The organism is Winogradskyella sp. (assembly GCF_045105575.1).
GTDB lineage: Bacteria > Bacteroidota > Bacteroidia > Flavobacteriales > Flavobacteriaceae > Winogradskyella.
This window is the reverse complement of the sequence record NZ_JBGCDQ010000008.1, coordinates 16,207-40,990: the sequence shown is the minus strand read 5'-3', so window position 1 is coordinate 40,990 and position 24,784 is coordinate 16,207. Positions and strand designations below refer to the sequence as shown.

At 31.0% G+C, this 24,784-nt stretch carries 22 protein-coding genes; all 22 read left to right on the top strand.

Annotated elements, in window-relative coordinates; translation table 11 throughout:
- Positions 1–7 precede the first annotated feature (7 nt).
- The 22 genes from AB8B52_RS01825 (at position 8) to AB8B52_RS01720 (ending at position 24,744) form a co-directional block, all read left to right on the top strand.
- Complete coding sequence (locus AB8B52_RS01825) at positions 8–598, top strand: sugar transferase (protein ID WP_406024661.1); 591 nt, start codon at positions 8–10, stop codon at positions 596–598.
- On the top strand, positions 595–1,890 hold the full coding sequence (locus AB8B52_RS01820; protein WP_406024659.1) for a nucleotide sugar dehydrogenase: 1,296 nt from the start codon (positions 595–597) through the stop codon (positions 1,888–1,890). The genes AB8B52_RS01825 and AB8B52_RS01820 overlap by 4 nt, the downstream gene beginning before the upstream one ends.
- Positions 1,890–2,867, top strand: coding sequence for an SDR family oxidoreductase (locus AB8B52_RS01815; RefSeq protein WP_406024657.1), 978 nt, complete (start codon positions 1,890–1,892; stop codon positions 2,865–2,867). The genes AB8B52_RS01820 and AB8B52_RS01815 overlap by 1 nt, the downstream gene beginning before the upstream one ends.
- 73 nt (positions 2,868–2,940) lie before the next feature.
- The gene (locus AB8B52_RS01810) at positions 2,941–3,807 is read left to right on the top strand and encodes an ABC transporter permease (protein WP_406024655.1); all 867 of its coding nucleotides are present in this window, start codon (positions 2,941–2,943) and stop codon (positions 3,805–3,807) included.
- Positions 3,808–3,809: 2 nt separating this feature from the next.
- Complete coding sequence (locus AB8B52_RS01805; RefSeq protein WP_406024653.1) at positions 3,810–5,075, top strand: ABC transporter ATP-binding protein; 1,266 nt, start codon at positions 3,810–3,812, stop codon at positions 5,073–5,075.
- Entirely contained in the window at positions 5,065–6,759 is a 1,695-nt protein-coding gene (locus AB8B52_RS01800; RefSeq protein WP_406024651.1) for a class I SAM-dependent methyltransferase, read from the top strand. Before AB8B52_RS01805 ends, AB8B52_RS01800 begins: the two co-directional genes overlap by 11 nt.
- Positions 6,760–6,764: 5 nt before the next feature.
- Positions 6,765–7,682 carry a glycosyltransferase family 2 protein gene (locus tag AB8B52_RS01795; RefSeq protein WP_406024649.1) on the top strand — a complete coding sequence of 306 codons (918 nt, stop codon included), beginning with the start codon at positions 6,765–6,767 and terminating at the stop codon, positions 7,680–7,682.
- Between the two features lie 64 nt (positions 7,683–7,746).
- Entirely contained in the window at positions 7,747–8,511 is a 765-nt protein-coding gene (locus AB8B52_RS01790; RefSeq protein WP_406024647.1) for a hypothetical protein, read from the top strand.
- 6 nt (positions 8,512–8,517) lie between these two features.
- A complete protein-coding gene (locus tag AB8B52_RS01785) occupies positions 8,518–9,747 on the top strand; it encodes a glycosyltransferase family 4 protein (protein WP_406024645.1) in 1,230 nt (409 codons plus the stop codon).
- Positions 9,744–10,535: a glycosyltransferase family 32 protein gene (locus tag AB8B52_RS01780; RefSeq protein ID WP_406024643.1), complete on the top strand. Its 792-nt coding sequence runs from the start codon at positions 9,744–9,746 to the stop codon at positions 10,533–10,535. The genes AB8B52_RS01785 and AB8B52_RS01780 overlap by 4 nt, the downstream gene beginning before the upstream one ends.
- A gap of 2 nt (positions 10,536–10,537) precedes the next feature.
- Positions 10,538–11,776, top strand: coding sequence for a glycosyltransferase family 4 protein (locus AB8B52_RS01775; protein WP_406024641.1), 1,239 nt, complete (start codon positions 10,538–10,540; stop codon positions 11,774–11,776).
- Complete coding sequence (locus tag AB8B52_RS01770; RefSeq protein WP_406024639.1) at positions 11,769–12,995, top strand: glycosyltransferase family 4 protein; 1,227 nt, start codon at positions 11,769–11,771, stop codon at positions 12,993–12,995. Before AB8B52_RS01775 ends, AB8B52_RS01770 begins: the two co-directional genes overlap by 8 nt.
- 329 nt (positions 12,996–13,324) lie before the next feature.
- On the top strand, positions 13,325–14,224 hold the full coding sequence (locus AB8B52_RS01765) for a glycosyltransferase family 4 protein (protein WP_406024637.1): 900 nt from the start codon (positions 13,325–13,327) through the stop codon (positions 14,222–14,224).
- Between the two features lie 25 nt (positions 14,225–14,249).
- Positions 14,250–15,428, top strand: a complete 1,179-nt coding sequence (locus tag AB8B52_RS01760; protein ID WP_406024636.1) for a glycosyltransferase family 4 protein — start codon at positions 14,250–14,252, stop codon at positions 15,426–15,428.
- Positions 15,429–15,452: 24 nt separating this feature from the next.
- On the top strand, positions 15,453–16,880 hold the full coding sequence (locus AB8B52_RS01755) for an MBOAT family O-acyltransferase (RefSeq protein ID WP_406024634.1): 1,428 nt from the start codon (positions 15,453–15,455) through the stop codon (positions 16,878–16,880).
- Positions 16,880–17,779: a hypothetical protein gene (locus AB8B52_RS01750; protein ID WP_406024632.1), complete on the top strand. Its 900-nt coding sequence runs from the start codon at positions 16,880–16,882 to the stop codon at positions 17,777–17,779. The genes AB8B52_RS01755 and AB8B52_RS01750 overlap by 1 nt, the downstream gene beginning before the upstream one ends.
- A gap of 93 nt (positions 17,780–17,872) precedes the next feature.
- Entirely contained in the window at positions 17,873–18,706 is an 834-nt protein-coding gene (locus tag AB8B52_RS01745; protein ID WP_406024630.1) for an FkbM family methyltransferase, read from the top strand.
- Complete coding sequence (locus AB8B52_RS01740) at positions 18,706–20,034, top strand: glycosyltransferase family 2 protein (RefSeq protein ID WP_406024628.1); 1,329 nt, start codon at positions 18,706–18,708, stop codon at positions 20,032–20,034. Before AB8B52_RS01745 ends, AB8B52_RS01740 begins: the two co-directional genes overlap by 1 nt.
- On the top strand, positions 20,031–21,128 hold the full coding sequence (locus tag AB8B52_RS01735; RefSeq protein WP_406024626.1) for a glycosyltransferase family 4 protein: 1,098 nt from the start codon (positions 20,031–20,033) through the stop codon (positions 21,126–21,128). The genes AB8B52_RS01740 and AB8B52_RS01735 overlap by 4 nt, the downstream gene beginning before the upstream one ends.
- Before the next feature lie 25 nt (positions 21,129–21,153).
- Entirely contained in the window at positions 21,154–22,599 is a 1,446-nt protein-coding gene (locus AB8B52_RS01730) for an MBOAT family O-acyltransferase (protein ID WP_406024624.1), read from the top strand.
- Positions 22,599–23,552 carry a hypothetical protein gene (locus AB8B52_RS01725; RefSeq protein ID WP_406024622.1) on the top strand — a complete coding sequence of 318 codons (954 nt, stop codon included), beginning with the start codon at positions 22,599–22,601 and terminating at the stop codon, positions 23,550–23,552. Before AB8B52_RS01730 ends, AB8B52_RS01725 begins: the two co-directional genes overlap by 1 nt.
- A 58-nt stretch (positions 23,553–23,610) precedes the next feature.
- Positions 23,611–24,744: a glycosyltransferase family 4 protein gene (locus AB8B52_RS01720; protein ID WP_406024620.1), complete on the top strand. Its 1,134-nt coding sequence runs from the start codon at positions 23,611–23,613 to the stop codon at positions 24,742–24,744.
- Positions 24,745–24,784 lie beyond the last annotated feature (40 nt).

Here is a 24,784-nt window from a genome sequence, read left to right as displayed (position 1 = left end):
TTAAATCTTGATTACTAAAAGCCAACTTCAATTCAAACGTGCGTTTGATTTAGTCACGGTACTTTTATTTTTACCGATATTAGTAATTCCAATTTTTATTTTAATATTGATTTCTTCTATTGAAACAAGACAATTTGGTCTGTTCTCGCAAAACCGTGTTGGGCAACATGCTAAGGTGTTTAAAATCTATAAGATAAGAACTTTAAAAGAGGGGCAACATCGATTGGGTAGTTTAGTCATGCATGCTACTAAAATTGGAAAATTTCTAAGGAAAAGTAAGTTAGATGAATTGCCTCAACTGTATAATATTTTAATAGGTGACATGAGTTTTGTTGGCCCAAGGCCTGATTTAATCGGTTTTGCTGATAAATTGAAAGGTGAAGATCGTATTATTTTAAAAGTTAAACCAGGAATTACGGGTTCTGCAACTCTGAAATATGTAAATGAAGAACGTGTATTAGAACGGCAAAAAGATCCGGATCACTACAATAGAGCGATTATTTGGGTAGATAAAGTGAAAATCAATAAAAAGTACGTAATGAATTATACTTTTTACTTAGATTTGAAGCTTATTTTAAAAACTATTTTTAAAAAATGACACATTCAAAAGATAAAATTGCAATCATAGGATTAGGTTATGTTGGTTTGCCACTTGCTGTAGAATTCGCAAAGCAATTCTTTGTTGTTGGTTTTGATATCAATAAACAACGTATTGGCGAATTAAATACTGGTTTAGATAAAACGTTAGAAGTTGAAAATGATAATCTAAAATCTGTTTTAACTACGGATTTAAATGCTGATAAAGGCCTGTTTATTACCGATAATCCAGAAGCTCTGGCTGCAACTAATATCTATATCATAACAGTCCCTACACCAACTGATGCCTTAAATAAACCTGTATTTACGCCATTAATAAAAGCTAGTGAAACTGTTGGTAAAGTAATGTCTAAAAATGATATTGTTATATATGAATCAACTGTATATCCCGGCGCAACAGAAGATATCTGTGTACCAATTTTGGCAGAAGTATCTGGTATGATTTATAATAAAGACTTTTTTGCAGGTTACTCACCAGAGCGCATTAATCCAGGCGATAAGCACCATACAGTTACTAAGATATTAAAAGTAACTTCAGGTTCTACTCCTGAAATTGCAAAAAAAGTAAACGATTTATACTTAAAAGTCATTACAGCAGGTACACATTTAGCACCTTCAATAAAAGTAGCGGAAGCGGCTAAAGTTATTGAGAACTCTCAACGTGATATCAATATTGCTTTTGTGAACGAATTATCTAAAATTTTTAGATTATTAGATATTGATACGAAAGATGTTTTGGAAGCAGCAGGAACAAAATGGAACTTTTTAAAATTTTCACCAGGTTTAGTTGGTGGTCACTGTATAGGTGTTGATCCTTACTACTTAGCTCAGAAGGCTATTGAATCTGGTTACAACCCTGAAATTATTTTAGCTGGTCGTAAAATGAACGACAGTATGGGAAGCTATGTCGCTACTGAAACTGTAAAAATGATGATTAAAAAAGGGGCGACTATTAAAGGTTCTAAGGCTCTTGTATTGGGCATTACGTTTAAAGAGAATTGTCCTGATATTAGAAATTCTAGAGTGATTGATATTATTGAAGAATTAGAAACATACCACGTAAATGTGGATGTTTATGACCCTTGGGCTTCACAAGAAGAGGTGAAGCACGAGTATAAACTAGATTTAATTACTGATTTTGCAAAGTTAGGTGCTGATTATGACGCTGTTATTTTAGCGGTTTCGCATAACGAATTTTTAAAATTAGATATTTCAAAATTAAAATCACAAACAGGTGTTGTATTTGATGTTAAATCATTACTTCCATTAGACGCCATAGACGCAAGATTATAATGTACTCAAACCCACATCACACAACTGACCTATCTAAATTAAGTTTTTTAATCACAGGAGGTGGAGGCTTTATTGGCTCTAACCTTACTGAATACTTACTGAAGTATAATGCTAAAAAAGTAAGGGTTTTAGATAATTTTTCTAACGGACATCGTGAAAACTTAACTGAATTTATGAACCACCCTGCTTTCGAACTGATGGAAGGAGATATCAGAGATTTAGAAACGTGTAAAAAAGCTATGGAAGGCATTGACTATGTCTCTCATCAAGCAGCTTTAGGTTCTGTGCCGAGATCTATTAATGATCCAGCAACAACTAACGAAGTAAATATTTCCGGTTTTTTAAATATGATGATTGCCTTAAAAGATAGTCCTACAGTAAAACGTATGGTCTACGCAGCATCGAGCTCTACTTATGGCGATAGTAAGGCATTACCTAAAGTTGAAGATACTATTGGGAAACCACTATCTCCTTACGCAGTAACTAAATACGTAAATGAATTATATGCTGATGTTTTTGGTACTACTTATAATACAGATGTTATTGGTTTAAGATATTTTAATGTATTCGGGCCAAAACAAAGTCCAACAGGAGCTTATGCAGCTGTAATTCCTTTATTTATGCAAGCGCTTAAAGACAACGAGCCTTCAAAAATTAACGGAGATGGTGAGCAAACAAGAGATTTCACGTTTATAGATAATGTAGTACAAGCCAATGTTAAAGGGTTTTTTGCGTCAAAAGATGCAAAAAATGAAGTTTTCAATGTCGCTTGTGGAGAGCGCATTACCGTGAATTATTTATGGGATTCTTTAAGAATTGCGGCAAATTCAGAATTGAAAGCAATTTACGGGCCAGAACGTCAAGGAGATGTTAGAGATTCATTAGCTAATATTTCTAAAGCACAAAATCTATTAGGTTATAAGCCAAAGTATACAGTTAGGGAGGGTTTAAAGATTACTTGGGATTATTTTAATTAAGAATACGATGATACTTTTTTGGTTGAATTACCAATATCTTGGTATATTCGCACGTATTTTTAATTGAATCAATTTGAGTGCTAAAAAAGATGACGGTTGGCTTTATGTAATCTCTAATAAGAGAAAACTTGTTGACTTTAATTTTAAAGAGATTTGGCAATATCGGGATCTTTTATTTTTATTTGTTAAAAGAGATATTATTACCTTGTATAAGCAAACTATACTAGGGCCTCTTTGGTATTTAATACAACCCCTGTTTACCGCATTAATTTTTACATTAATATTTAATAATTTAGGAAGTATTAAGACAGATGGAATACCACCATTTCTTTTTAACCTCGCTGGTATAACAGCTTGGAATTATTTTAAAGATTGTTTAACCAATACATCAAGCACATTCACTAAAAACCAAAATATTTTTGGTAAGGTATATTTTCCAAGAGTTATTTTGCCAATGTCAGTGACGATATCGAACCTACTAAAGTTTGGTATTCAATTGTTGATTTTTATAGGCTTTTATTGTTATTATTTGTTTTTGGGAATCGATTTAAATTTAAACTCTAATTTGGTACTGTTCCCTTTATATGTGATAGTAATGGGTATGTTAGGTTTAGGTTTAGGAATGATTCTATCGTCGTTAACTACAAAGTATCGTGATTTAACTGTTCTGCTAACTTTTGCCGTACAATTATTGATGTATGTTTCTGCTGTGCCTTATCCAATGTCAGAGGCAAAAGCTAAATTCCCACCTTTAGTTGCTCAACTTGTAGAGTTTAACCCAATGAGTCAGGTTATTGAGGGCTTTAGATATATATTATTGAATACAGGAGATTTTGACTTAGGACGTTTTTTGTACACTGTTGTAATTAGTGTTCTTTTGTTTTTATTAGGTTTAATTATATTCAATAGAACAGAAAAATCATTTATTGATACAGTTTAGATATGTTAGATATAATTCTTAAAGCAGAACATATTAGCAAACAATATCGTCTAGGAGTTATTGGTACAGGTACTTTAAGTCATGATTTAAAACGATGGTCACATAAAATAAGAGGTAAAGAAGATCCTTATCTTAAGATTGGTGATGTAAACAATAGAAGTAAGAAAGGTGAGACTGATTACGTTTGGGCGTTAAAAGATATAAGTTTTGAGGTTAAAAGAGGTGAAATATTAGGTATTATTGGTAAAAATGGTGCAGGTAAATCTACTTTATTGAAAATTTTATCTCGAGTAACAGGCCCGACTTCGGGCGTTATAAAAACTAGAGGAAGAATTGCATCTTTGTTAGAAGTAGGTACAGGATTTCACCCAGAACTTACAGGTAAGGAAAATATATATCTTAATGGTGCTATTCTCGGAATGACCAAAGCGGAGATCAAAGCAAAAGAACATGAAATTATTGAGTTCTCTGGTTGTGAACGTTATATTGAAACTCCCGTTAAACGCTATAGTTCTGGTATGCGAGTTCGATTAGCGTTTGCTGTTGCTGCTTTTTTAGAGCCAGATATTCTGGTGATAGATGAAGTCTTGGCTGTCGGAGATGCTGAGTTTCAGAAAAAAGCCATCGGAAAAATGCAAGATATCTCTAAAGGAGAGGGCAGAACCGTTTTATTTGTGAGCCACGATTTAACAGCAGTACAGAACTTATGTCATAGGTGTCTTCTTTTAGAAGATGGTAAAATTAAACAAGAAGGAGATGTAACGACGATAATTAATTCTTACATTATTTCTAATGATGGGACGTCGCCAAAATTTATGGCGAATACAAAACATGGTGATTGTCAAATTGAATTATTAAATTCTAACTTAGAGCCAAGTTTAGATTTTAAGATTGGGGAGAAAATGCATCTCAAATTTTTGTTTAATTTTAATGTCGAAGTTCCATTTGCTAATATAGGAATAGGAATTAATACACTTAGAGGGACTAGAGTTGTTACTTATCATACAAAATATGAGGTGTCAAAGACTATTAATATAAAAGACAAGACAGAAATAATATGTACCGTAGATGATATTATCTTAATTAACGGAACCTATAATATTGAAGTATCACTTTTTGAAAATCAAAATTATACCTTTTACAACAATGGAAATGTATTTGCTTTACAAATTCTCGGTTCTGATTTTTATAAAACAGGGAAGTTGCCTAACTCAAATTTTCAAGGTGTTGTAGTACAAAAATCAAAATGGACAATCAATGAACTTTAATCAAAAACTAAACGACTTAGGGTATTTGAATGAAGGCTTATATAAAAACCTATATTTAAATAATAAAGATCAAGTTCCTTATTCTGATGGAGATATTGAAGAAGTTATATTTAATGAATTAAATAATTTACCCGATGATAAATTTAAAAGGTATCGTATTTTAGAAAACGCTATTGTCGATTGGCCTACTAAATATCACTTTACTTGGGAAAGAATTAATATTTTGAAACCCATAAATTTTAATACTGATGATAGTGTACTCGAACTTGGAGGCGGTACTGGAATTTTATCAGAATACATTTGTAATAAAGTTAAGAAATTAGTTACTATTGAAGGTACGTTGAATAGAGCAAAATCTGTAGCTGCCAGATGTAAATATTATAATAATATAGACATAGTTGTTGCAAATTTTCTTGAGTTAGATATGCTAAGTCTTTTTGGTGAAAATTCATTTGACAAGATAACACTTATAGGTGTCATGGAATATGTTCCTAAATTTTCCGATCAAGAAAACCCCATAGTTAATCTCCTGAAAATATGTAATAAATTAGTAAAAAAAGATGGTGAACTGATCATTGCGATAGAAAATAAAATTGGATTAAAATACCTTTTGGGCTATCAAGAAGATCATAATGCCAAAGCATATTATGGACCACAGTCGTTTTATAAAAAGAATGATGTAACTACATTTTCTAGGGCCGAATTAACGGCAAAATTAAGCGGTGCTAATTTTAATTCAGTAAATTATTATTTTCCATTTCCAGATTATAAATTACCCAATGTTATAATTAAAGACTGTGAGGCAATATATTCTAAACAAGGCTCCAATCTAATTACTAACTTGCTTTATGATTGCCAGTCTCAAAATTATTCAGGATTAAGTACAAAAAATATTCATGAAGGTAGAATTCTTGCTAATTTTATTAACGATAAAAGCTTAGATGTTATAAGTAATTCATTTTTGTTAATAGCTAGAAAACAAAAAAAAGAAGCTATTATTGAGCCATTTGTTTATTATTTTGCCAATAACAGGAGATATGAATATGCTAATGAAATCAGATTTTTTAAAAATGTTAACTCAATAAAAGTTTTAAAGGAATGGTATGCAAAAGCTACAAATAATAATGTTTTGAATCTGGTTAATGAAGGGAAGATAACATCTGATTTTATTGAAGGTAATAATGTTCACATTAATTTAGATAATTACTATTTATTAAATGATAAAGAAGCTTATAATAAATTATTTGCAGATTGGTTAGTTTTTTTGAAAAGAACCATAGAAAAGCAGAGCATCAATGCATTCGACATGATGCCTTTTAATACAATAGTAGATTTAAATAATGAACTTCGATTTATAGATATAGATGAATGGCAATCATCTAAATCACTTTCTGTAAGCCAAGTTGCAAGCAGGTATATTATTAGTAATAAAATACATTTTGAATGGCTCCTTACTATTAAAAAAGAAAGAACAGACGTATTTCTTAATGATGTCTTAACTTATTTTAAGTTACCCATACTTACGGATGAAGAAATTTATGATTTGGAAGTGCTCAATATTTTTCTTAAAAACAATGTTTTTAGAAGACCTTATATTAATAAAAAGGTACTATCGAAGAATAGTAGAATTCAAAAATTAATTAAAAGATATCTTCCTTATCGCCTTCAAAAGCGACTAAAATAACGCAAATGATCTCTGTAATTATACCAAATTATAATCATAGTAATTATTTGAAACAACGCATTGATAGCGTACTGAATCAAACTTACCAAGATTTTGAAGTTATTCTTTTAGATGATCTTTCTAATGACGGAAGTGATTACGTTTTAGAACTTTATAAAAATCATCCTAAAGTGTCACATTTATTAATTAATGAAATGAACAGTGGAAGTCCTTTTGGAATGTGGCAAAAAGGATTTGATTTGGCCAAAGGTGATATTATTTGGATTGCCGAGAGTGACGACTGGGCAGATCCTATTTTTTTAGAAACCTTAGTGCCAAAATTTAAAAACAACAATCTTGTTGTGGCTCATTGTATAAGTAATAATTATTACATGAACACAAACATAACTAAACTCAATAGTTGGTGGACTAGTTTTAATTCACCACTTTGGGATTCCGATTTTATAAAGGATGGAAGATCGTTACTTAGGGATTATGGAAAGTACAAATGTCCTGTAATAAATGTTAGTTCGGCTTTAATAAGAAAAAACATACTTGTTAATTTAGAAATTCCTGTTAACTATAATTATTGTGGCGATTGGTGGTTTTGGGCTCAGGTATTTAACCTTGGTGATGTGGCTTATAGTTCTAAGGCATTGAATTACATAAGAGTCCATGATAGTTCTGCTACTAGTGTTAAAAAGACAAATTCACCTAGAAGAATGGATGAGATAGTTAAAGTTATAAATGACATTTCAAAATTATTAGGCGAGAAAGTATCTTACAATAAAAATTACATCTGGCTTTCGAATTTTTGGTTGAAAGAAATACTTAAGAATCAAAATTATTTAAAAAGAAGTTATCTTTTTCCTAATTTATCTTTCAATTTTTTGGTTGCTTTTTATTCAAAAATGTTAGAACACTTTTTTTTAAAAATAAAATAATGATATTTTTAACTTAAAGAAATGCACATCAATTACTTTTATACCTTTATTTAATATCATCAGAATGAATAGACTAAAAACAGTTCTAAAACAAATTATACCAAAACGATGGAAAGTCTTATATAAAAGAGAAATTATAATTAAGAAAACTCGTGGCTATAAAGCTGAAGACTCAAAGCAAATATTTCAAAAAATACATGATGATAATTTTTGGAGTAATACTGAGAGTGTTTCAGGAAATGGTTCAGATAATAGGTCTACTGAGTATTTAAAAACTGAATTAGAAAAGCTTTTACTATCGCTCAATACTCAGTCCTTTGCAGATATTCCTTGCGGAGATTTTAATTGGATGCAACATGTTAACTTGTCTTCAGTTAAATATATAGGTGGTGATATTGTTAAAGCATTAGTTGAAAAGAATAACAGGCTTTACCAATCGGATAATTTAAGTTTTGAGCTTTTGGACATAACAAATAATAACCTTCCAAAAGTTGATATTTTGCTTTGTAGGGATTGTTTAGTGCATTTGTCTTTTAAAGAAATATACAGTGCACTTATTAATATAAAGAAAAGTAATAGTACTTATTTACTCACTACATCATTTATAGATCAAAAACAAAACTTTGATATTAATACTGGAGATTGGCGACCCTTAAATTTCAGAAAAACACCTTTTAATTTTAAAGAACCAGAATTAATTATTACTGAAAATAGTGCTTTAAAATACCCTGATAAGGCATTGTGTTTATGGAAAATTAGTAACATAAACATATCAAAAACTTCATATTTTATTAAAAGTAATATTTTATATAGAATGTTACTGAACTAAGGGATAGTGAAAATAAATATAAAAATACGACTATTTCCACAACCTACAGAGACCTTTATAATTAGCCATATTATTGGGTTAATAAATCGTGGTATTTGTCCTAAAATTTACACTAATTATTACAGAGGTATTGAGGCGTTTAAAAATCCAGAAAAGTTAAAGAAGTACGATATCGATAGCCTAGTACACAAAAATTTTAAACTAAATACAAAGCTTCCAAAAGTCCTACAAATATTTAAAATAATAAGTAATTTTAAGATTTTAAAGTTTGCATTTAGATTTTACAGATTAAAGTTAAAGTGGAGCTTGGAGCCATTTTATCATTTATATAATTACCGAGATTTTGAGGAAGATTTATTATGTCATGTACAGTTTAATACTTCACTAAAACCTTTGATAGAGTTATCGGAAATAGGTTATTTAAATCCTAAAAAACTTATTATTACTTTTCATGGTTACGATGCCTTTAGACTAACTAAAGAAGTCTATCACAAAACGTATTCTAAATTTTATACTAATCATGTAAAAGCAGTTACCGTAAATTCAAATTATATAAAAAAACACTTGTTAAGTGTGGGTGTGAGTGCGTCAATAATTCATGTAATACCTGTTGGTATTGATGTTGATGCTTTTACTGATTTAAGTCAAAAGCTCAACAAGCAAGACGACCATATTCGCTTAGTAACTGTAGGAAGGCTAATTCAGCTGAAAGGTCACAAGTATGGGATAAGAGTTTTAAAGAAACTTTTAGATATGGGCTACAACGCAAGCTACACTATCGTTGGTGATGGCAGAGAAACATTCAAGAAAACATTAATCGCTGAAGTTATACAACAAAATTGTGAAAAAAATGTAATATTTACTGGATACCAACCTCAAGAAGAGATAAAAAAAATATTATTAACTTCGTCTCTATTTCTAATGACATCTACTCAAGAGGATCTCACAAAACGAGAAGAAGCATTGGGATTAGTTGCAGTAGAGGCGCAAGCTTGTGGTTTGCCGGTAATTGCTTTTGATACTGGAGGTGTTTCAGAAACAATTGTTAATGGTTATTCCGGGTTTTTGGTGGAAGATAGGAATGTTAATGCCATGGTTCAAAAAGTTATATCCTTAACTAAGGACGTTAAGCAATTTAAACAAATGGGGCAGAACGCAAGGGAGCACGCATTCCAAAATTTTGATAACTTAAAATTAATTGATCAATATATTAAAATTTATAAGCAACTAGGATGATACCTAAAGTAATACATTATTGTTGGTTTGGAAAAAATCCAATGTCTAAAGTAATACTTAAATGCATAGAGTCATGGAAATTTAACTTGCCTGATTTTGAGTTGAAGCTTTGGAATGAAACAAACTTTGAGTTTACGCATCCATTTGTAAAAAAAGCTTATGAAGATAAAAAATGGGCATTTGTCTCGGATTATGTGCGTTTAAAAGTTCTTTATGATTATGGCGGAGTTTATTTAGATACGGATATGTTAGTGCTCAGAGATTTTACTGAATTGCTAGATCACCAATGCTTTGTTGGCATAGAATCTGATCGTTACATAAGTTGTGGTGTTATTGGTGCTCAAAAAGGACATTCTTATATAACGAATTGTCTTAGGTATTATGATAAGGTTGATGTACTAAATCCAATTGACTATAAGGTTTTAATTATTCCGAAGATATTTACCTCCGTTTTTAAAGCACATTATAATAATTCTGAAAAATTAAGTGCAAAACGTTATGATGATATTGTTGTTTGTGACGTTAACAGTTTTTATCCATATCCAAACCCAAACCCAAATGTAAGACGAAAGGATAATGAATATTTACAATATATTACCGAAGCATCTTTTGCCGTACATTTATGGGATAGATCTTGGATAGGCTTTAGTGAGTTTGAACTAATTAGGCAAAAAAGATATTTTAAGGCATTATCCCTTATGTTACAAAACGGAAATAAAATGAAATTTGAGAAAAAAAAATATTATAGTAGATTACTTTCTACAATTAAAGCCTCTATTTTAGAGTAACGATGATTAACAATGATATTTTAATAATTTATGGCTCTTTAAACTCAGTTCCATCTCCTGAGGGAGCAGCGCCTGCAAAAGTTATTTATGAAACAGTATTAACCGCAGAAGAAAGTAACTTTAAGGTACTATCTAACTACAATCCTAAATTAGATGATTGTACTTATGATAAGACTACTTTTAAGCATGTAAAATCTAATATTTTTGATTCTTTTGCTTTAATTGTATTAAAGATTTTATACCCATACAAAAGGCGAAAAAAAAAATTTATTACTGGTTCAGATTTCGGTTTATTATATTTTATTTCTGTTTGTCGATTTTTAGTTTTTAATAGGTATAAGAAAATAGTTGTGCATGTTAGTGTGGGTTTGGTAAGTATGATTAAATTAGTTTTTCCAAATCGAGAGGTTGTGTTCTATCATCATGGGACATCGCTGCATAGTAAATACAGTGAAGAACAATGGAAAGCGCTAATAACAAATAGTAAAGCCATTTTTGCAGTGAATAAAATAGCATTACAAAAAGCAAATGAGACCTTTAAGAATCAACTGAATTCCTCGAGGTATTTCACTATTCCTAATGCTATTATACCAAAAGTGACATTAAAACAAGCAACTGATTTTTATAAAAACAGGCATTATGGTAAAAATGACTTTGTATTTGCTTTCTCAGGAAGAATATGTATAGAAAAAGGGGTTCTCAATTTATTAAAAGCATTTAAAAAGGTTTATGGCCTAAATAAAAATATGCATCTTGTAGTTTTTGGAGCAGCTGGTACAAGAGGTACTCACAATATCACAACGGATTATTTAAGACAATGTCACGATTTTGCCATGTCAAATGATATTCCTGTCAAATTTCGAGGTTTTGTAGAAAATGATAAACTTTTAAAAGTAGTTTCAGAAGTAGATGTTGTTGTGTCATCTACAGATAATATGCTTTATCAAGAAGGTATGCCTTTAAGCCTAATTGAAGCGATTTCAATCGGTAAACCAATAATCGCAACCAACTCTGGTGGTAATTTTGAAGTGGTTAAAAACAATGAAAATGGCTTTTTAGTAAGATCAAATCCCTATATAGAAGAACTTGCCGAAGCCATGTTGAAAATTAGCGCAGACAAAGAGCTCTATGAAAAGTTGTCAAAATCGGCTTATACATCGTATTTGGACAATCATTCTTACGAGTCATATAATAGAACTTTTAAGGAAGCATTGAAAGCAATAAACTTTTTTAATGAGTAAGACTAAAGTTATTTATTTAGTTTCTGGCTCAAGGCACACGGTTCCTCCTAACCAAAAAAGTCCTGGAGTGCCGCGTATCATTGAAACACTCTCAGCTAATGATACAATTGCTGCAACGTATAAAGTTGTAAGTAAATACGATTGTAGTCTTCAATTCCAAGATTACAATAAGGGTAAGTATCTTCATATAAAGCCAACTTTATGGAATCGTTTTTTTGAAAGTCTCTTAAGTTACACACCTCAAAGGTTTCGCAAATATGTTTTTGGCTATACTTTGGTAGACCGCATAGTTTACTATGAAGGTATTAGGCGTCTAATTAAAAAAGATAAACCGGATATTGTAATAACATTCATGCATTTTGCATTGTTTAAAAAGTTATGCCTTGCATATCCTAAGGCTAAGCATGTTTATTTTTTTAGAAGTACTGATTTAAAATATCGATTAGGAACTGACAATATTGAGTTTTTAGTAAATAACTCTAGCGGCTTTCTTGCTAATACAAAGTCTCCAATTATTGAGCTTCAAACGCTGATGTCTAATTGTGATTTTCCAAAGGAAACTATATATAACTCTATTAAATTGACAGATTTCACAGATAAAATAAGTTCAGAGTGTTCTAAATGTTATCGCCAAAGTCTCGGATTAACCGAGCGAGATTTTATTATAGGTTATGCAGGTCGGCTTAGTGAAGAAAAATCCATTTTAGAATTATTAGAAGCAATACTACATCTAAAGAATAGTGGCTGTATTGTTCATTTATTAATAGCGGGTAGCATAGCAAATGAATCCACGCCGAATACTGCTTATTATAATGAAATTATGAGTTTTGTAAAACTAAATATTAGGTCTCAAGTTCATTTTCTAGGGTGGTTGCCAAATCAAAAATTATATAAATTTTATAATGCGCTCGATATAGGTGTTTTGTTATCAAAGTATAGTGAAGGTAATTCAATGTTTTTATTGGAAGCACTATCAATGGGAAAACCTGTTATAGCCACTAGTATTGGTGGTAACCTCGAAATAATTATAGATGAAAAAAACGGATTTTTAATTGAGATTAAAGAAGTGACAGCACAACTTGTCATTAAAATAGAAAAGATAATAAAGAATAAGGTTCAATTGAAAAATATGTCAGAGAATGCTTTAAATTATATTAAACAAAACCATACAAACTATGTAATGGTAGATAAATTTAATAACTTCATAAAAAAATTATAGTACTTCAATAAAAAATAAAATATGTTAAATAATATAAAATTAATTTAATAAGCTTAATGAATGTCGTCATCTATAATGGGAATTTAAAGCCTACAACATTTGTTCTAAGGTTAGCCAAAGTTGTTAATGAAGAGCATAAGACTCTAGTTTTTGGTACGTCATCTAAGCTACTTACATATAAAAAAAATGATGTATCTTTTGTACCAACAGATGCCAATAACAAGTTTTTATTATTAGCTCAAATATTTTTAAAACTTATTCGTTTTTTTTGTTTTTATCCGAAAAAATGTATTCATTTTGTCTCACTTTTAAGCCATTCAAAAAAACCTTTGAGAACTAGGTTTAAGCAGTTTCTTATTTGGTCTAAGGCTATTTCATGCCGAGCTGAAATTGTTCATATCCAATGGGCTTCTCATATTTATTTGTTTGAAGAAATTTTAGATACAACGTATTTTAAAATCATGGTTAGTTTAAGAGGGAGTTTAATTAATATAGCACCTGTCGCAGACGATGATTTATTAAATTTATATCGAAAAACCTTTCCAAGAGTGCATCTGTTTCACGCTGTTTCTGAGCATATCAAAACTCTGGCTACTTTTTATGGTGCAGTCGAGGATAACATAAAAGTGATTTATTCTGGTGTTGATTTAAGTAGTTTTGAGCCATTAAAAAAGAAGAACTATTTTAGAGGTGATGAATTAAAGATCCTTTCTGTCGGCAGACATCATTGGAATAAGGGCTATAATTATGCCCTAGAGGCCTTTAGTATTATACTCAAGCAAAATATTAAAGCTACATATACAATAATAGGTGTTTCAAATTCTGAGGAAATCATTTGTTCTGGTAATTACTTAGACCTTAAAGATAACCTCATTTTGACACCTTACATGAATTATAATAATGTTTTAACAGCAATGCAAACAGCAGATGTTTTACTTTTACCAAGTGTATCTGAAGGTGTTGCAAATGTGGCTATTGAGGCTATGGCTATAGGGTTACCTATTATTAGTACAAATGCAGCAGGAATGCCAGAATTGATAACCCATAATAAAACAGGATTGTTGTACGATAATAGAAGTATAAATGACCTAGTTGAGAAATTATTGAATTTTAATAATATGCCACAAAAAGATATAGAAAACATGTCTGAAAATGCATTGCAAAAGATAGCACAGCAGCATAATTGGGCAACATTTAAACGTGCTTTTGGTGATTTCTATAAAAATTAAATGATACTATAAAGTGCTGAAAGCCATGAAAATAGGATTAGTTCTTGCTTCAACACCTGGATATTCTGAAACTTTTTTTAGTTCAAAAATCAAAGGACTTCAAGAGCACGGTTTTCACGTTGTCTTATTAGTTCAGAAAGTTGATCCGAGTTTTACCTTATGCCCTGTTGTAAAAGGCCCTAAAGTTTATAAAAATAGCATTCTTCAGATGATGTCAATGATTTTAGTGTTTCTAAAGCTTCTATTCAATTTGAAAGCAGTAATTAATTACATTAAATTAGAAAAGAATGTACCAATTAAAACAAGACGTTTAGTTAAGAATTTATATATCAATTCGCATTTGCTGAGTCAAAAATTAGATTGGTTACATTTTGGTTTTGTAACTCAAGCTATAGGTAGCGAGTTAGTTGCTAAAGCCATAAAAGCAAAAATGGCTGTTAGTTTTAGAGGTTTTGACATTAATGTTTACCCTGTGAAATATCCCACTTGTTATGATTTGGTTTGGAACCATGTAGATAAAGTACATAGTATTTCTAAAGATTTACTTCAAAAAGCCTATGGTTTAGGTCTTAGTCAAAATATGCCTTATGATATTATTACGCCAGCTGCAGATATGTCTAAGTTTATCGATATAAAGGATACTAAAGTTGCTAATGAGAAAATTCAAATTTTAACCATCGCAAGACTAAATTGGATAAAAGGATTAGATTTAGCTCTCGACGCAATGAAACTATTAAAGAACAAAGGTCTAGACTTTGAATACCACATTATTGGTTCTGGTACAAAAACAGAATTTGAACGTTATAAATTTCAACGAGATCAAAATCAATTGAATGATTACGTTAGTTTTCATGGTAAATTATCTCACCAAGCAACCTTGTTAAAATTAAAAGCAGTTGATATTTATTTGCAACCAAGCATACAAGAGGGCTTTTGTAATGCGGTTATAGAAGCACAGGCACTAGGTTTGTTATGCATTGTAACCGATGGAGGAGCTTTGTCTGAAAATATAGTAAATGAAAAAACAGGTTGGGTAGTACCAAAAAGGTTACCAGAATTACTATCAGAAAAAATACTAGAGGTCATTAACTTACCTGAAAGCAAAAAAAATGAAATATCAGAAAATGCCAAGCTTAGAGTAAAAAATTCATTTAATATAAAAGACCAGCAAGTACAGTTTATAAAGTTTTATGCAAGCGCATAGCTTAATTATATTAAATTAGAATACATGTTATTCAACTCATTAGATTTTGCCATATTCTTGCCCCTTGTATTTATACTATATTGGTTTTTGTTTCAGAAATCTCTACGACTTCAAAACTTCTTAATTTTAGGAGCGAGTTATTTGTTTTATGGATGGTGGGATTGGCGTTTTTTAGGTTTAATTATATTTAGTAGTCTGGTAGATTATTTTGTTGCAAATGCATTAAAAAAAGAATGCCAAAATTTTAGACGAAAATTATTTTTAGCTATTAGTATTATCACCAACTTAGGACTTCTCACCTTCTATAAATATTTCAATTTTTTTATTGATAGTTGGATTTCTGCTTTTGAAATTTTGGGTATTGACATACAGTCTAATACGTTAAATGTAATTCTACCAGTAGGGATTTCATTTTACACATTTCAAACGTTAAGTTATACAATTGATGTGTATCGTAAAAAACTTGAGCCCACATCAAATTTAGTTCAGTTTATGGCTTATGTATCATTTTTTCCTCAGTTGGTAGCTGGTCCTATTGAACGCGCCAAAAATTTATTACCACAATTTCAAAGAGCACGGGTTTTCAATAGTGATTTTGCAATGAGTGGCATATATTTAATTGTTTGGGGACTTTTTAAAAAAGTGGTAGTCGCAGATAATTGCGCATTTTTTGTAAATCAAATATTCGATTCATCTGCAAGTTATTCATCTTTAGAATTATTAGTAGGTGCTGTACTTTTTGGTTTTCAGATTTATGGTGATTTTTCAGGCTATTCAGATATCGCTATTGGTGTTGCGCGATTATTTGGGTTTTCACTAATGACAAATTTCTTATTTCCATATTTTTCAAGGGATATTGCAGAGTTTTGGCGACGATGGCATATTTCACTATCAACTTGGTTTCGAGATTATTTATATATTCCTCTAGGTGGATCAAAGGGCAGCCGATTTAATCAAATAAGAAATATACTGCTTGTTTTCCTAATTAGTGGATTTTGGCATGGTGCCAATTGGACCTTTATAATTTGGGGATGTATTCATGGAATTTTATTTATGCCATTACTACTTACCAAAACCAACAGAATTCATGTTTCAGAAACGCGTGTAATATGGAGGCAATTGCCGAATATGCTATTGACTTTTATTCTGGTAACAATTGCTTGGGTGTTTTTTAGAGCAGACAGCGTTACTATTGCCTATAATTATATAGCGGATATATTATCATTTTCTGGATCGAGTTTGATATTGTTTTACAAAAGTTCTAAGATGATCTTGTTTAGTAGTATTATTTTAACGTCTTTGTTTGTGATGCTTATTTTTGAATTTATAACATTACAGCGCAACCAAAGCGAAGTACAGTTAAATCAATTTTCAGCGATTTTTATTGTTTTATTAATCGTATTTATGGGGGTTTTTAAAAATCCTTCGGAATTTATTTATTTTCAATTTTAATGATGAGTGTTTTTCTTAAAAAAATTAGTCTATTATTACTAAGTGGTTTTCTTATATGTAATGGGCTAGCTTATGCTAGTCTATGCTCATTAAAACAGAGTAGTTTTTATAAACCTTCATTTTTAGTAAATGGAGTTTTAGAAAGGAATTTTGATTATGTAGTTATAGGTGCGAGTACGGGTCTAACAACTTTAAACACTCAACTAATTGATACCATAAATGGTAGAAAAGGTATTAATCTATCTATGGATGATACATCCCTATCTAGTCAGTACCTTATGTTGCAACATTTTTTAGCAGAGGGTAAAACAACATCGATCTGTGTGGTTGCATCAAGCATAACTTCTTACAAAGAGCAAAATGAATCAATTAGCGCTAATGATTATAGGTTTTTACCTTTCACTGACCGTTCTTATGTTTTGGGCTATTTTCAATCTTTTTCAAGTGGTGAGGCGAACATTTTAGCTAAGAGTAAGTATTTTCCAATAACTGCTGTTTCCTATTACAATGCAGAGGTGTTTTATCCGGCATTATTAAGTTTGGTTTATCCAAATAAACGTAATCGATTTGATGAAAATGGTAATTATACGTATCCAGTTCAAAATAGAAGGTTCGGTGATATAATAAGTCGTAAGCTTATATCGCTTAAATTTGAGAATTTAGCATTAAAAAAGATTAAAGATTTATGCGACAAAGAAGGCATCACACTGATTTGTTATATTTCACCAATGAAGGAAGACATAGTTGAAGTTTCTAATTCAGATTATAACGTTATTAATCACAGTGATAAGTTAGAGAATATTGAATATTTTTTTGATAATGTTCATGTCAATAGCTTAGGTCGCGAGGTGATAAGCTCATATTTTGCAGAAGAATTAAGTCCTTATTTTAGTAATTGAAACTAGTGTATAATTTCAGATCAAGAATTTCTATTCAATTATAATCTTTATATTTAACTTGCAGTTTTATTTTATATCAAATCCAGCTGACTAATGAATTTCGAGAATACAATAAAAAAGATTTACTATGCTATTAAACCTAAACAGACAAATTTCGTTAAGGTAAACTTGTGTGGTGTTCCATTAAGTGTTTTACCTGGTGTAGTACGAACAAAAGTAGATCAAGATGATACATGGTGGTTTTATCTAACAAAACACCATAGTACTATTTATGATATAGGCTGTAATATTGGTTATACAGCTTTATTGGCATTAATACAGGATCCTAAAAAACAGATTTTGCTAGTAGACCCTAATCCCTTGGCATTGCAACACGCAGCAATGAATATTATAAATAATGGTATGGGGAGTAGAGTACAATATATGTCGGCTTTCGTTGGTGACAAATTAGATGATACGGTAAAATTTTATACTGTCGGTTCTGGTGCAGCAGGCAGCATGCACGCATCGCATGCCGAAACAGCTTCTGCTATGAATTCATTTATGGAAGTGAAAATGGTGACTTTAGATTATTTATACGATTTCTATCAAATAAAGCCAGATTTAGTTAAAATTGATGTTGAAGGTGCAGAAACATTAGTAATGAAATCTGCCTCAAAATTAGCAAAGGAAACAAGGTGTACCTTTTTTATAGAAATGCATAAGGTTGAAGGTCTAGGGATGGAAGCAGCTGGAGATGAGATGGTTGATTGGTGCATCAAGAACAATTATAAAGCTTGGTATTTAAAAGCACAAGAAGTAATAACCTCAGGAAAAGCAATAGCGACTAGAGGGAAGTGCCACTTACTTTTATTACCACAAGAATTACCTTACCCAGATTATCTAAAAGGTTTGGCACAAAATAGTTCGCTCCCAAAATCAATTTAATGCTGTTCAGTTTCTTAAAATATTTACAACCAACCCATTATTTTCAGCGCTTTACTAAAACGAGTCAATCTATATATCCTAAGGTAGAGGCTTTACCAGCCCATATAATAGATCAGTTAAAACCAGATCATAGCTATGTTTCAGAAGAGGCAAAATATTACGATATGTCTTGGCAAGCGATTCAGTTAGGATATATTGGTAATGCGGAAACATATTATAGTTTTTCAAAATTACCGCTAAAAGACGACTATCGTTTTATTAGTAAAAATTTTCATTCAGCATGGGTGTTTTTTGTGTTTTTGTTGCGCTTACTATCATTTCATAATCCATTTAAAGAAGTAAAAGCTTGGCTGAGAACCAGAAAAGTGAATCAGCTAAAAGAAAGTAAGTATTCTGTTTTTTATAAAGATTGGGAATCTTTTCAATCTCAATTAGTTAATGAAGAAGCTCTTGTTAGTGTCATTATTCCTACATTAAACAGATATGAATACTTGAAAGACGTTTTACAAGATTTAGAAGCACAAGATTATTCTAATTTTGAAGTGATTATCGTAGATCAGTCAGATGACTTTAATAAAGCCTTTTACGACGATTATAAACTTAATTTTCAAATCATTAATCAAAAGGAAAAAGCCTTGTGGTTAGCAAGAAATACAGCCATTAAAGCAAGTAAAGGTGAATATATTGCCTTATCAGAAGATGATGTTAGAATTCAACCCGATTGGATTCGGATGCATTTAAAGTGTCTCGATTTTTTTGACGCTAAAGTTTCTGCTGGTGTCTTTTATCCAGAAGGTCAGCACATACCAAAATCGCGCTCCTTTTTTGCCATAGCTTCGCAGTTTGCAACAGGAAACGCGATGCTTTGTAAAACCGTTTTTAAGCAGGTTGGTTTATTTGATAGACAGTTTGAAAAACAACGTATGGGAGACGGCGAATTTGGAATGCGGCTCTATTTAGAAGGTTTAAAAAGTGTTTCAAATCCGCTAGCATCTTGTGTAGACGTAAAGGCAGGAACTGGTGGTTTAAGAGAAATGGGAAGTTGGGATGCCTTTAGACCATCTAATTTTTTTGCACCAAGACCAATCCCTAGCGTCTTGTATTATTTTAGAAAATATTATGGGAATACAGCTTCAAGATTAGTATTACTGAGAACAGTGCCAATATCGATATTTCCATATCAATTCAAAAAAAACAAACCCTTATTGCTCATCGGATTAATCGTGACTATTTTAATTTTACCAATTGTAGTATTTCAGGTTTGGAAATCATGGAAGTTAGCTAGTAAAAAATTAAAACAAGGAGCTTTAATTGAGCCATTGGTATGAATATATTAAAGCCAAATATATTAATAGTGACTTCTGAATTTCCGCCACAACCTGGTGGTATTGGGAACCATGCCTATCATTTGGCTGTGCACTTATCCAATCAAGGCCATAACGTGAGAGTTATAGCAGACCAACGTTCTAAAACAGGAGGTGAAGAAAGCGTTTTTGACGCAGCTTTACCGTTTTCTGTTCAGCGTATTAAATTGTATAATTTTCGGTTTATAATGTATTTAAAACGAATTATATACACGTTTAAATATGCTAAGAACGCAACACATTGCTTAGCAACAGGGAAATTTTCATTATGGAATGTAGCTTTTTGTAGTTTCTTTTTTAAGACAAAAACAATTGCTGTTGTACATGGAACCGAAGTTAATTTTAAATCTACTTTAATACGAAAGTCTATTGATTTTTCATTGAAACGTTTTAATGCTATAGTTGCTGTTTCGAACTACACAAAGAGCCTAATCATTCACTTAAATAGAACTGTTGTTGTGATTCCTAACGGAATTACAATTTCAAAATGGCAGCATCCAAAAGAAAAAATAAAACTCAAAGGTTATCCGGTTTTAACAACCGTAGGTCGTGTGAGTGCTAGAAAAGGACAATTAAATGTCATTAAACAATTACCAGAATTGATAAATCGGTTTCCAGAATTACACTATCATTGTATTGGTATTACTACAGAAGCTAATGCATTCACAAAAGTTGCCGCATCCTTAAAAGTTGCTGCTCATGTTACATTTCATGGAAGTGTAGATGATATTAAACTAAAGCAATCGCTTGAGGCTACAGATGTTTTTGTGATGCTTAGCACAGAAAGTGTAACTGGTGATGTTGAAGGTTTCGGAATTGCTATTTTAGAAGCTAATGCTATGGGAGTTGCTGCAATAGGTGCAACAGGTTGTGGTATTGAAGATGCTATTAATGATGGTAAATCTGGAATTTTAATCGACGCGAATAATACTAAAGAATTTAGTGATGGTGTTACTGAAATTCTTAAAAATGCATCCAAATTTAAAACGGAAGCTAAGACATGGGCAAACACTCACGATTGGTCTCATGTTATCAAACGCTATCAAGAATTATTGTAAAATAATTATTAAGTACTTATAATTAATGTTTTTTAACTCATTAGATTTTGCTGTTTTCCTGCCAATCGTTTTTGTGCTGTATTGGTTTGTAACCAATAAATGTTTAAAGCTTCAAAATGCATTGTTGGCGGTGTCAAGCTATATCTTTTATGGATGGTGGGATTGGCGTTTTTTATCTCTAATACTTTTTAGTACACTTGTAGATTATGCGGTTGGTAGAGCATTAGCACATGAAACCATAATTCTAAAAAGACGTTTGTTATTATGGATAAGTATTTTGGTGAATCTGGGGTTTCTTGGTTTTTTTAAATATTACAATTTCTTCTTAGAGAATTTTGTGTCAGCTTTTTCATTTTTAGGACAAGTTATTAATCTTAATTCACTTCATGTCATTTTACCAGTAGGTATTAGTTTTTACACCTTTCAGACGCTTAGTTATACTATTGATGTGTATAAACGCAAGTTAGAGCCAACCAAAGATTTTGTTGCGTTTTCCGCTTTTGTAAGTTTCTTTCCTCAGCTTGTTGCAGGCCCTATAGAGAGAGCCACTAATTTACTGCCTCAGTTTTATAAGCGTAGACGATTTAAATATTCAGACGCAATTGATGGTCTAAAACAGATACTTTGGGGTTTATTTAAAAAAGTAGTGATTGCAGATAATTGTGCTAAATACGCCAATTATATTTTTGATAATTCCGCCGATTTAAACGGAAGTACGTTGGTTTTAGGTGCTGTTTTTTTTACGTTTCAAATTTATGGTGATTTTTCTGGGTATTCAGATATTGCTATAGGTGCTTCGCGATTGTTCGGATTTAATTTAAAGCAGAACTTTGCGTTTCCTTATTTTTCAAGAGATATTGCTGAGTTTTGGCGACGCTGGCATATCTCATTATCAACGTGGTTTAGAGATTATCTCTATATTCCATTAGGTGGAAGTAGAGGTAGAATATTAAAAACTATTAGAAATGTTTTTATCATTTTTATTGTCAGTGGCTTTTGGCATGGGGCCAACTGGACATTTATTATTTGGGGACTATTAAATGCGCTTTACTTTTTACCTATATTACTAACTAAAAATAATCGAAATCATATAGAAATAATAGCAAAAGGTAAATATTTGCCGAGTTTTAAAGAGTTTACATTAATGAGTGGTACATTTATATTAACCGTATTTGCTTGGATTTTTTTTAGAGCAGAAACCATAGAACATGCGTTCAGTTATACGTCGAAAATTTTTTCAAAGTCACTTTTTTCCATGCCATACTTTGAAAATGGTACTTTAGCGCTACCAACAGCCGTATTAGTTGTGTTTTTCTTAATTATTGAATGGTTTGGAAGACAAGATAAATATGCAATTGAATCTATGTTTTATAAACACAACATACTAAAATGGTTTCTTTATTATCTTATCGTGATTTTAATTTTTGTTTTTGCAGGTTCTAATCAAGAGTTTATTTACTTTCAATTTTAATGAAGAGGTTCTTTTATAAAATAATAATTTTTACAATTCCAATCATAGTATTGGCTTATGGCCTTGATATTTATTTATCGACTAATCTAAGAAAATCAAATACATTTGCTCATCAAGAATATCCTATTTGGAATGATATTTTAGAAGGTAACTTAGATGCTGAAATTTTAATTCATGGAAGTTCTAGGGCTTGGGTGCATTTTGACCCTCAAATTTTACAAGATAGCTTGAAATTATCAGCTTTCAATTTAGGAGTTGATGGACATACTTTTAATATGCAGCAATTGCGACATCAGTTGGCATTAAAATATAATAAAAAACCTAAAATGGTGATTCATTCTGTCGATGCTACAACTTTACAAAAGGGAAATTTCTTTAATTCAGAACAGATTTTACCCTATATGCTTTGGAATGCCGATTTTAAAAAATTCACTTCAAATTATACGTCTTATAGCTTCCTAGATTATAAGCTTCCGCTATTAAGGTATTATAGTAAAACAGCAGCAATTTCAACTGCATTTAAAATGAGTTTTCAGTCTCAGAATAGTAAAAAGAATAGAGTGAGAGGTTATCAAGGGCAAGACAGAACATGGAATAAAGATTTTGATACGGCTAAAAAAAGGATGAAAAGCTATAATGTGAGTATTGATAAAGACCTCGAACAAAGATTTGATAACTACCTTAAAGCCTGTAAAGCTGATGGTATTCAAGTCGTCTTAGTTTATGCACCTGTTTATATTAAAGGCCAGGAATTTATAAAGAATGAAGAGGCGGTAAAACAGACGTATATCAATTTTGCCGAAACTTTTAATTTTAAATTTTTCGATTTTACAAATGATGACATCTGTCATAATAAAGATTATTTTTATAACGCAAGGCACATGAATAAAAAAGGTTCTGAGCTTTTTACAAGTAAGTTGGCCTCAAAAATTAAAGCCGAAATGTTAAAATAATAAGACATAAATTTGAAAACGCCTTTTAATATCCCTTAAGATAATTGCTAAGTAACCAATGCAAACACTAACCATAATTTCACATACAGAACATTATAAGTTGCCTAACGGAGCCATTGTTGGTTTGGGTTCTACTGTAACGGAATTAAACCATCTTTTAAGTATTTTCGATAAAATTTATCATGTAGCAATGCTACACACAATAGGCGCTCCTGCGAATGCTTTGCCTTATGTTTCAGAACGTATAGAACTTATTCCTATTAAGGCAGTAGGAGGTCAAAAGTTGGTTGATAAGTTTTCAGTTATATCACAAGCACCAAAAGTGCTCAATGTGGTAAGGAAAGCATTAAAACGAAGTGATTATTTTCAGTTTAGAGCACCTACAGGTATCGGAGTTTATGTAATTCCATATTTAATGTTTTTTAGTTCTAAAAAGGGCTGGTTTAAATATGCAGGAAATTGGAATCAGAATAATGCACCTTTCGCTTACCGATTTCAAAAGTGGCTATTAAAAAATCAAAAACGATATGTTACCATTAATGGTTTGTGGACAGACCAACCAAAGCAATGTTTAACCTTTGAAAATCCTTGTTTGAGTACAAATGATATAGAAGAAGGAAATCTTATAATTAAAGATAAAAACATTAGTAACAATGGTATCAATTTTTGTTTTGTAGGCAGGCTTGAAGAAGAGAAGGGAATTGGTTTGCTCATAGATGCGTTTAAAAATTTAAGTAAAAATGAAATGTCTAAAGTTGGAGATGTTCATATTGTCGGTGATGGGATAAGTATAAATAAATACAAAGCCAAAGTAAATGAGTCGCAGTTAAATTTTCAGTTTCATGGCTTTTTATCAAGAGAAGCAGTTCATAATATATATATTAAATCTCATGTGATTGTTTTGCCCTCTGCTTCAGAGGGTTTTCCTAAGGTCATTGCTGAAGCTTTAAATTTTGGGTGCTTGCCGATTGTATCCAATGTTTCAGGAATTTCTAATTACGTTAAAGATGGCAAAAATGGTTTTTTATTAGATACTATTTCGGTTGAGGGTATAGATGTTAAATTACAAATTGTATTGAATTTATCTTTAGAAGATTATACGAAAATGTTGAATTTTAGAAGAGATAGTATCGAAAAATTCACTTTCAATTACTACAATAAAAGAGTTATTAATGAATTAATAGGAAGGTAAGAATTTGGTTTGTTTATAATCAATACATACTATAAATAAT

Excerpts from the sequence above, each read along its gene's own strand:
- AB8B52_RS01770 (WP_406024639.1), top strand. The coding sequence starts at position 11,769 with ATGAGTAAGACTAAAGTTATTTATTTAGTTTCTGGCTCAAGGCACACG.
- AB8B52_RS01800 (WP_406024651.1), top strand. The coding sequence starts at position 5,065 with ATGAACTTTAATCAAAAACTAAACGACTTAGGGTATTTGAATGAAGGC.
- AB8B52_RS01725 (WP_406024622.1), top strand. The coding sequence starts at position 22,599 with ATGAAGAGGTTCTTTTATAAAATAATAATTTTTACAATTCCAATCATA.
- AB8B52_RS01755 (WP_406024634.1), top strand. The coding sequence starts at position 15,453 with ATGTTATTCAACTCATTAGATTTTGCCATATTCTTGCCCCTTGTATTT.
- AB8B52_RS01750 (WP_406024632.1), top strand. The coding sequence starts at position 16,880 with ATGATGAGTGTTTTTCTTAAAAAAATTAGTCTATTATTACTAAGTGGT.
- AB8B52_RS01735 (WP_406024626.1), top strand. The coding sequence starts at position 20,031 with ATGAATATATTAAAGCCAAATATATTAATAGTGACTTCTGAATTTCCG.
- AB8B52_RS01790 (WP_406024647.1), top strand. The coding sequence starts at position 7,747 with ATGAATAGACTAAAAACAGTTCTAAAACAAATTATACCAAAACGATGG.
- AB8B52_RS01795 (WP_406024649.1), top strand. The coding sequence starts at position 6,765 with ATGATCTCTGTAATTATACCAAATTATAATCATAGTAATTATTTGAAA.
- AB8B52_RS01780 (WP_406024643.1), top strand. The coding sequence starts at position 9,744 with ATGATACCTAAAGTAATACATTATTGTTGGTTTGGAAAAAATCCAATG.
- AB8B52_RS01720 (WP_406024620.1), top strand. The coding sequence starts at position 23,611 with ATGCAAACACTAACCATAATTTCACATACAGAACATTATAAGTTGCCT.
- AB8B52_RS01730 (WP_406024624.1), top strand. The coding sequence starts at position 21,154 with ATGTTTTTTAACTCATTAGATTTTGCTGTTTTCCTGCCAATCGTTTTT.
- AB8B52_RS01815 (WP_406024657.1), top strand. The coding sequence starts at position 1,890 with ATGTACTCAAACCCACATCACACAACTGACCTATCTAAATTAAGTTTT.
- AB8B52_RS01760 (WP_406024636.1), top strand. The coding sequence starts at position 14,250 with ATGAAAATAGGATTAGTTCTTGCTTCAACACCTGGATATTCTGAAACT.
- AB8B52_RS01745 (WP_406024630.1), top strand. The coding sequence starts at position 17,873 with ATGAATTTCGAGAATACAATAAAAAAGATTTACTATGCTATTAAACCT.
- AB8B52_RS01820 (WP_406024659.1), top strand. The coding sequence starts at position 595 with ATGACACATTCAAAAGATAAAATTGCAATCATAGGATTAGGTTATGTT.
- AB8B52_RS01740 (WP_406024628.1), top strand. The coding sequence starts at position 18,706 with ATGCTGTTCAGTTTCTTAAAATATTTACAACCAACCCATTATTTTCAG.
- AB8B52_RS01805 (WP_406024653.1), top strand. The coding sequence starts at position 3,810 with ATGTTAGATATAATTCTTAAAGCAGAACATATTAGCAAACAATATCGT.
- AB8B52_RS01775 (WP_406024641.1), top strand. The coding sequence starts at position 10,538 with ATGATTAACAATGATATTTTAATAATTTATGGCTCTTTAAACTCAGTT.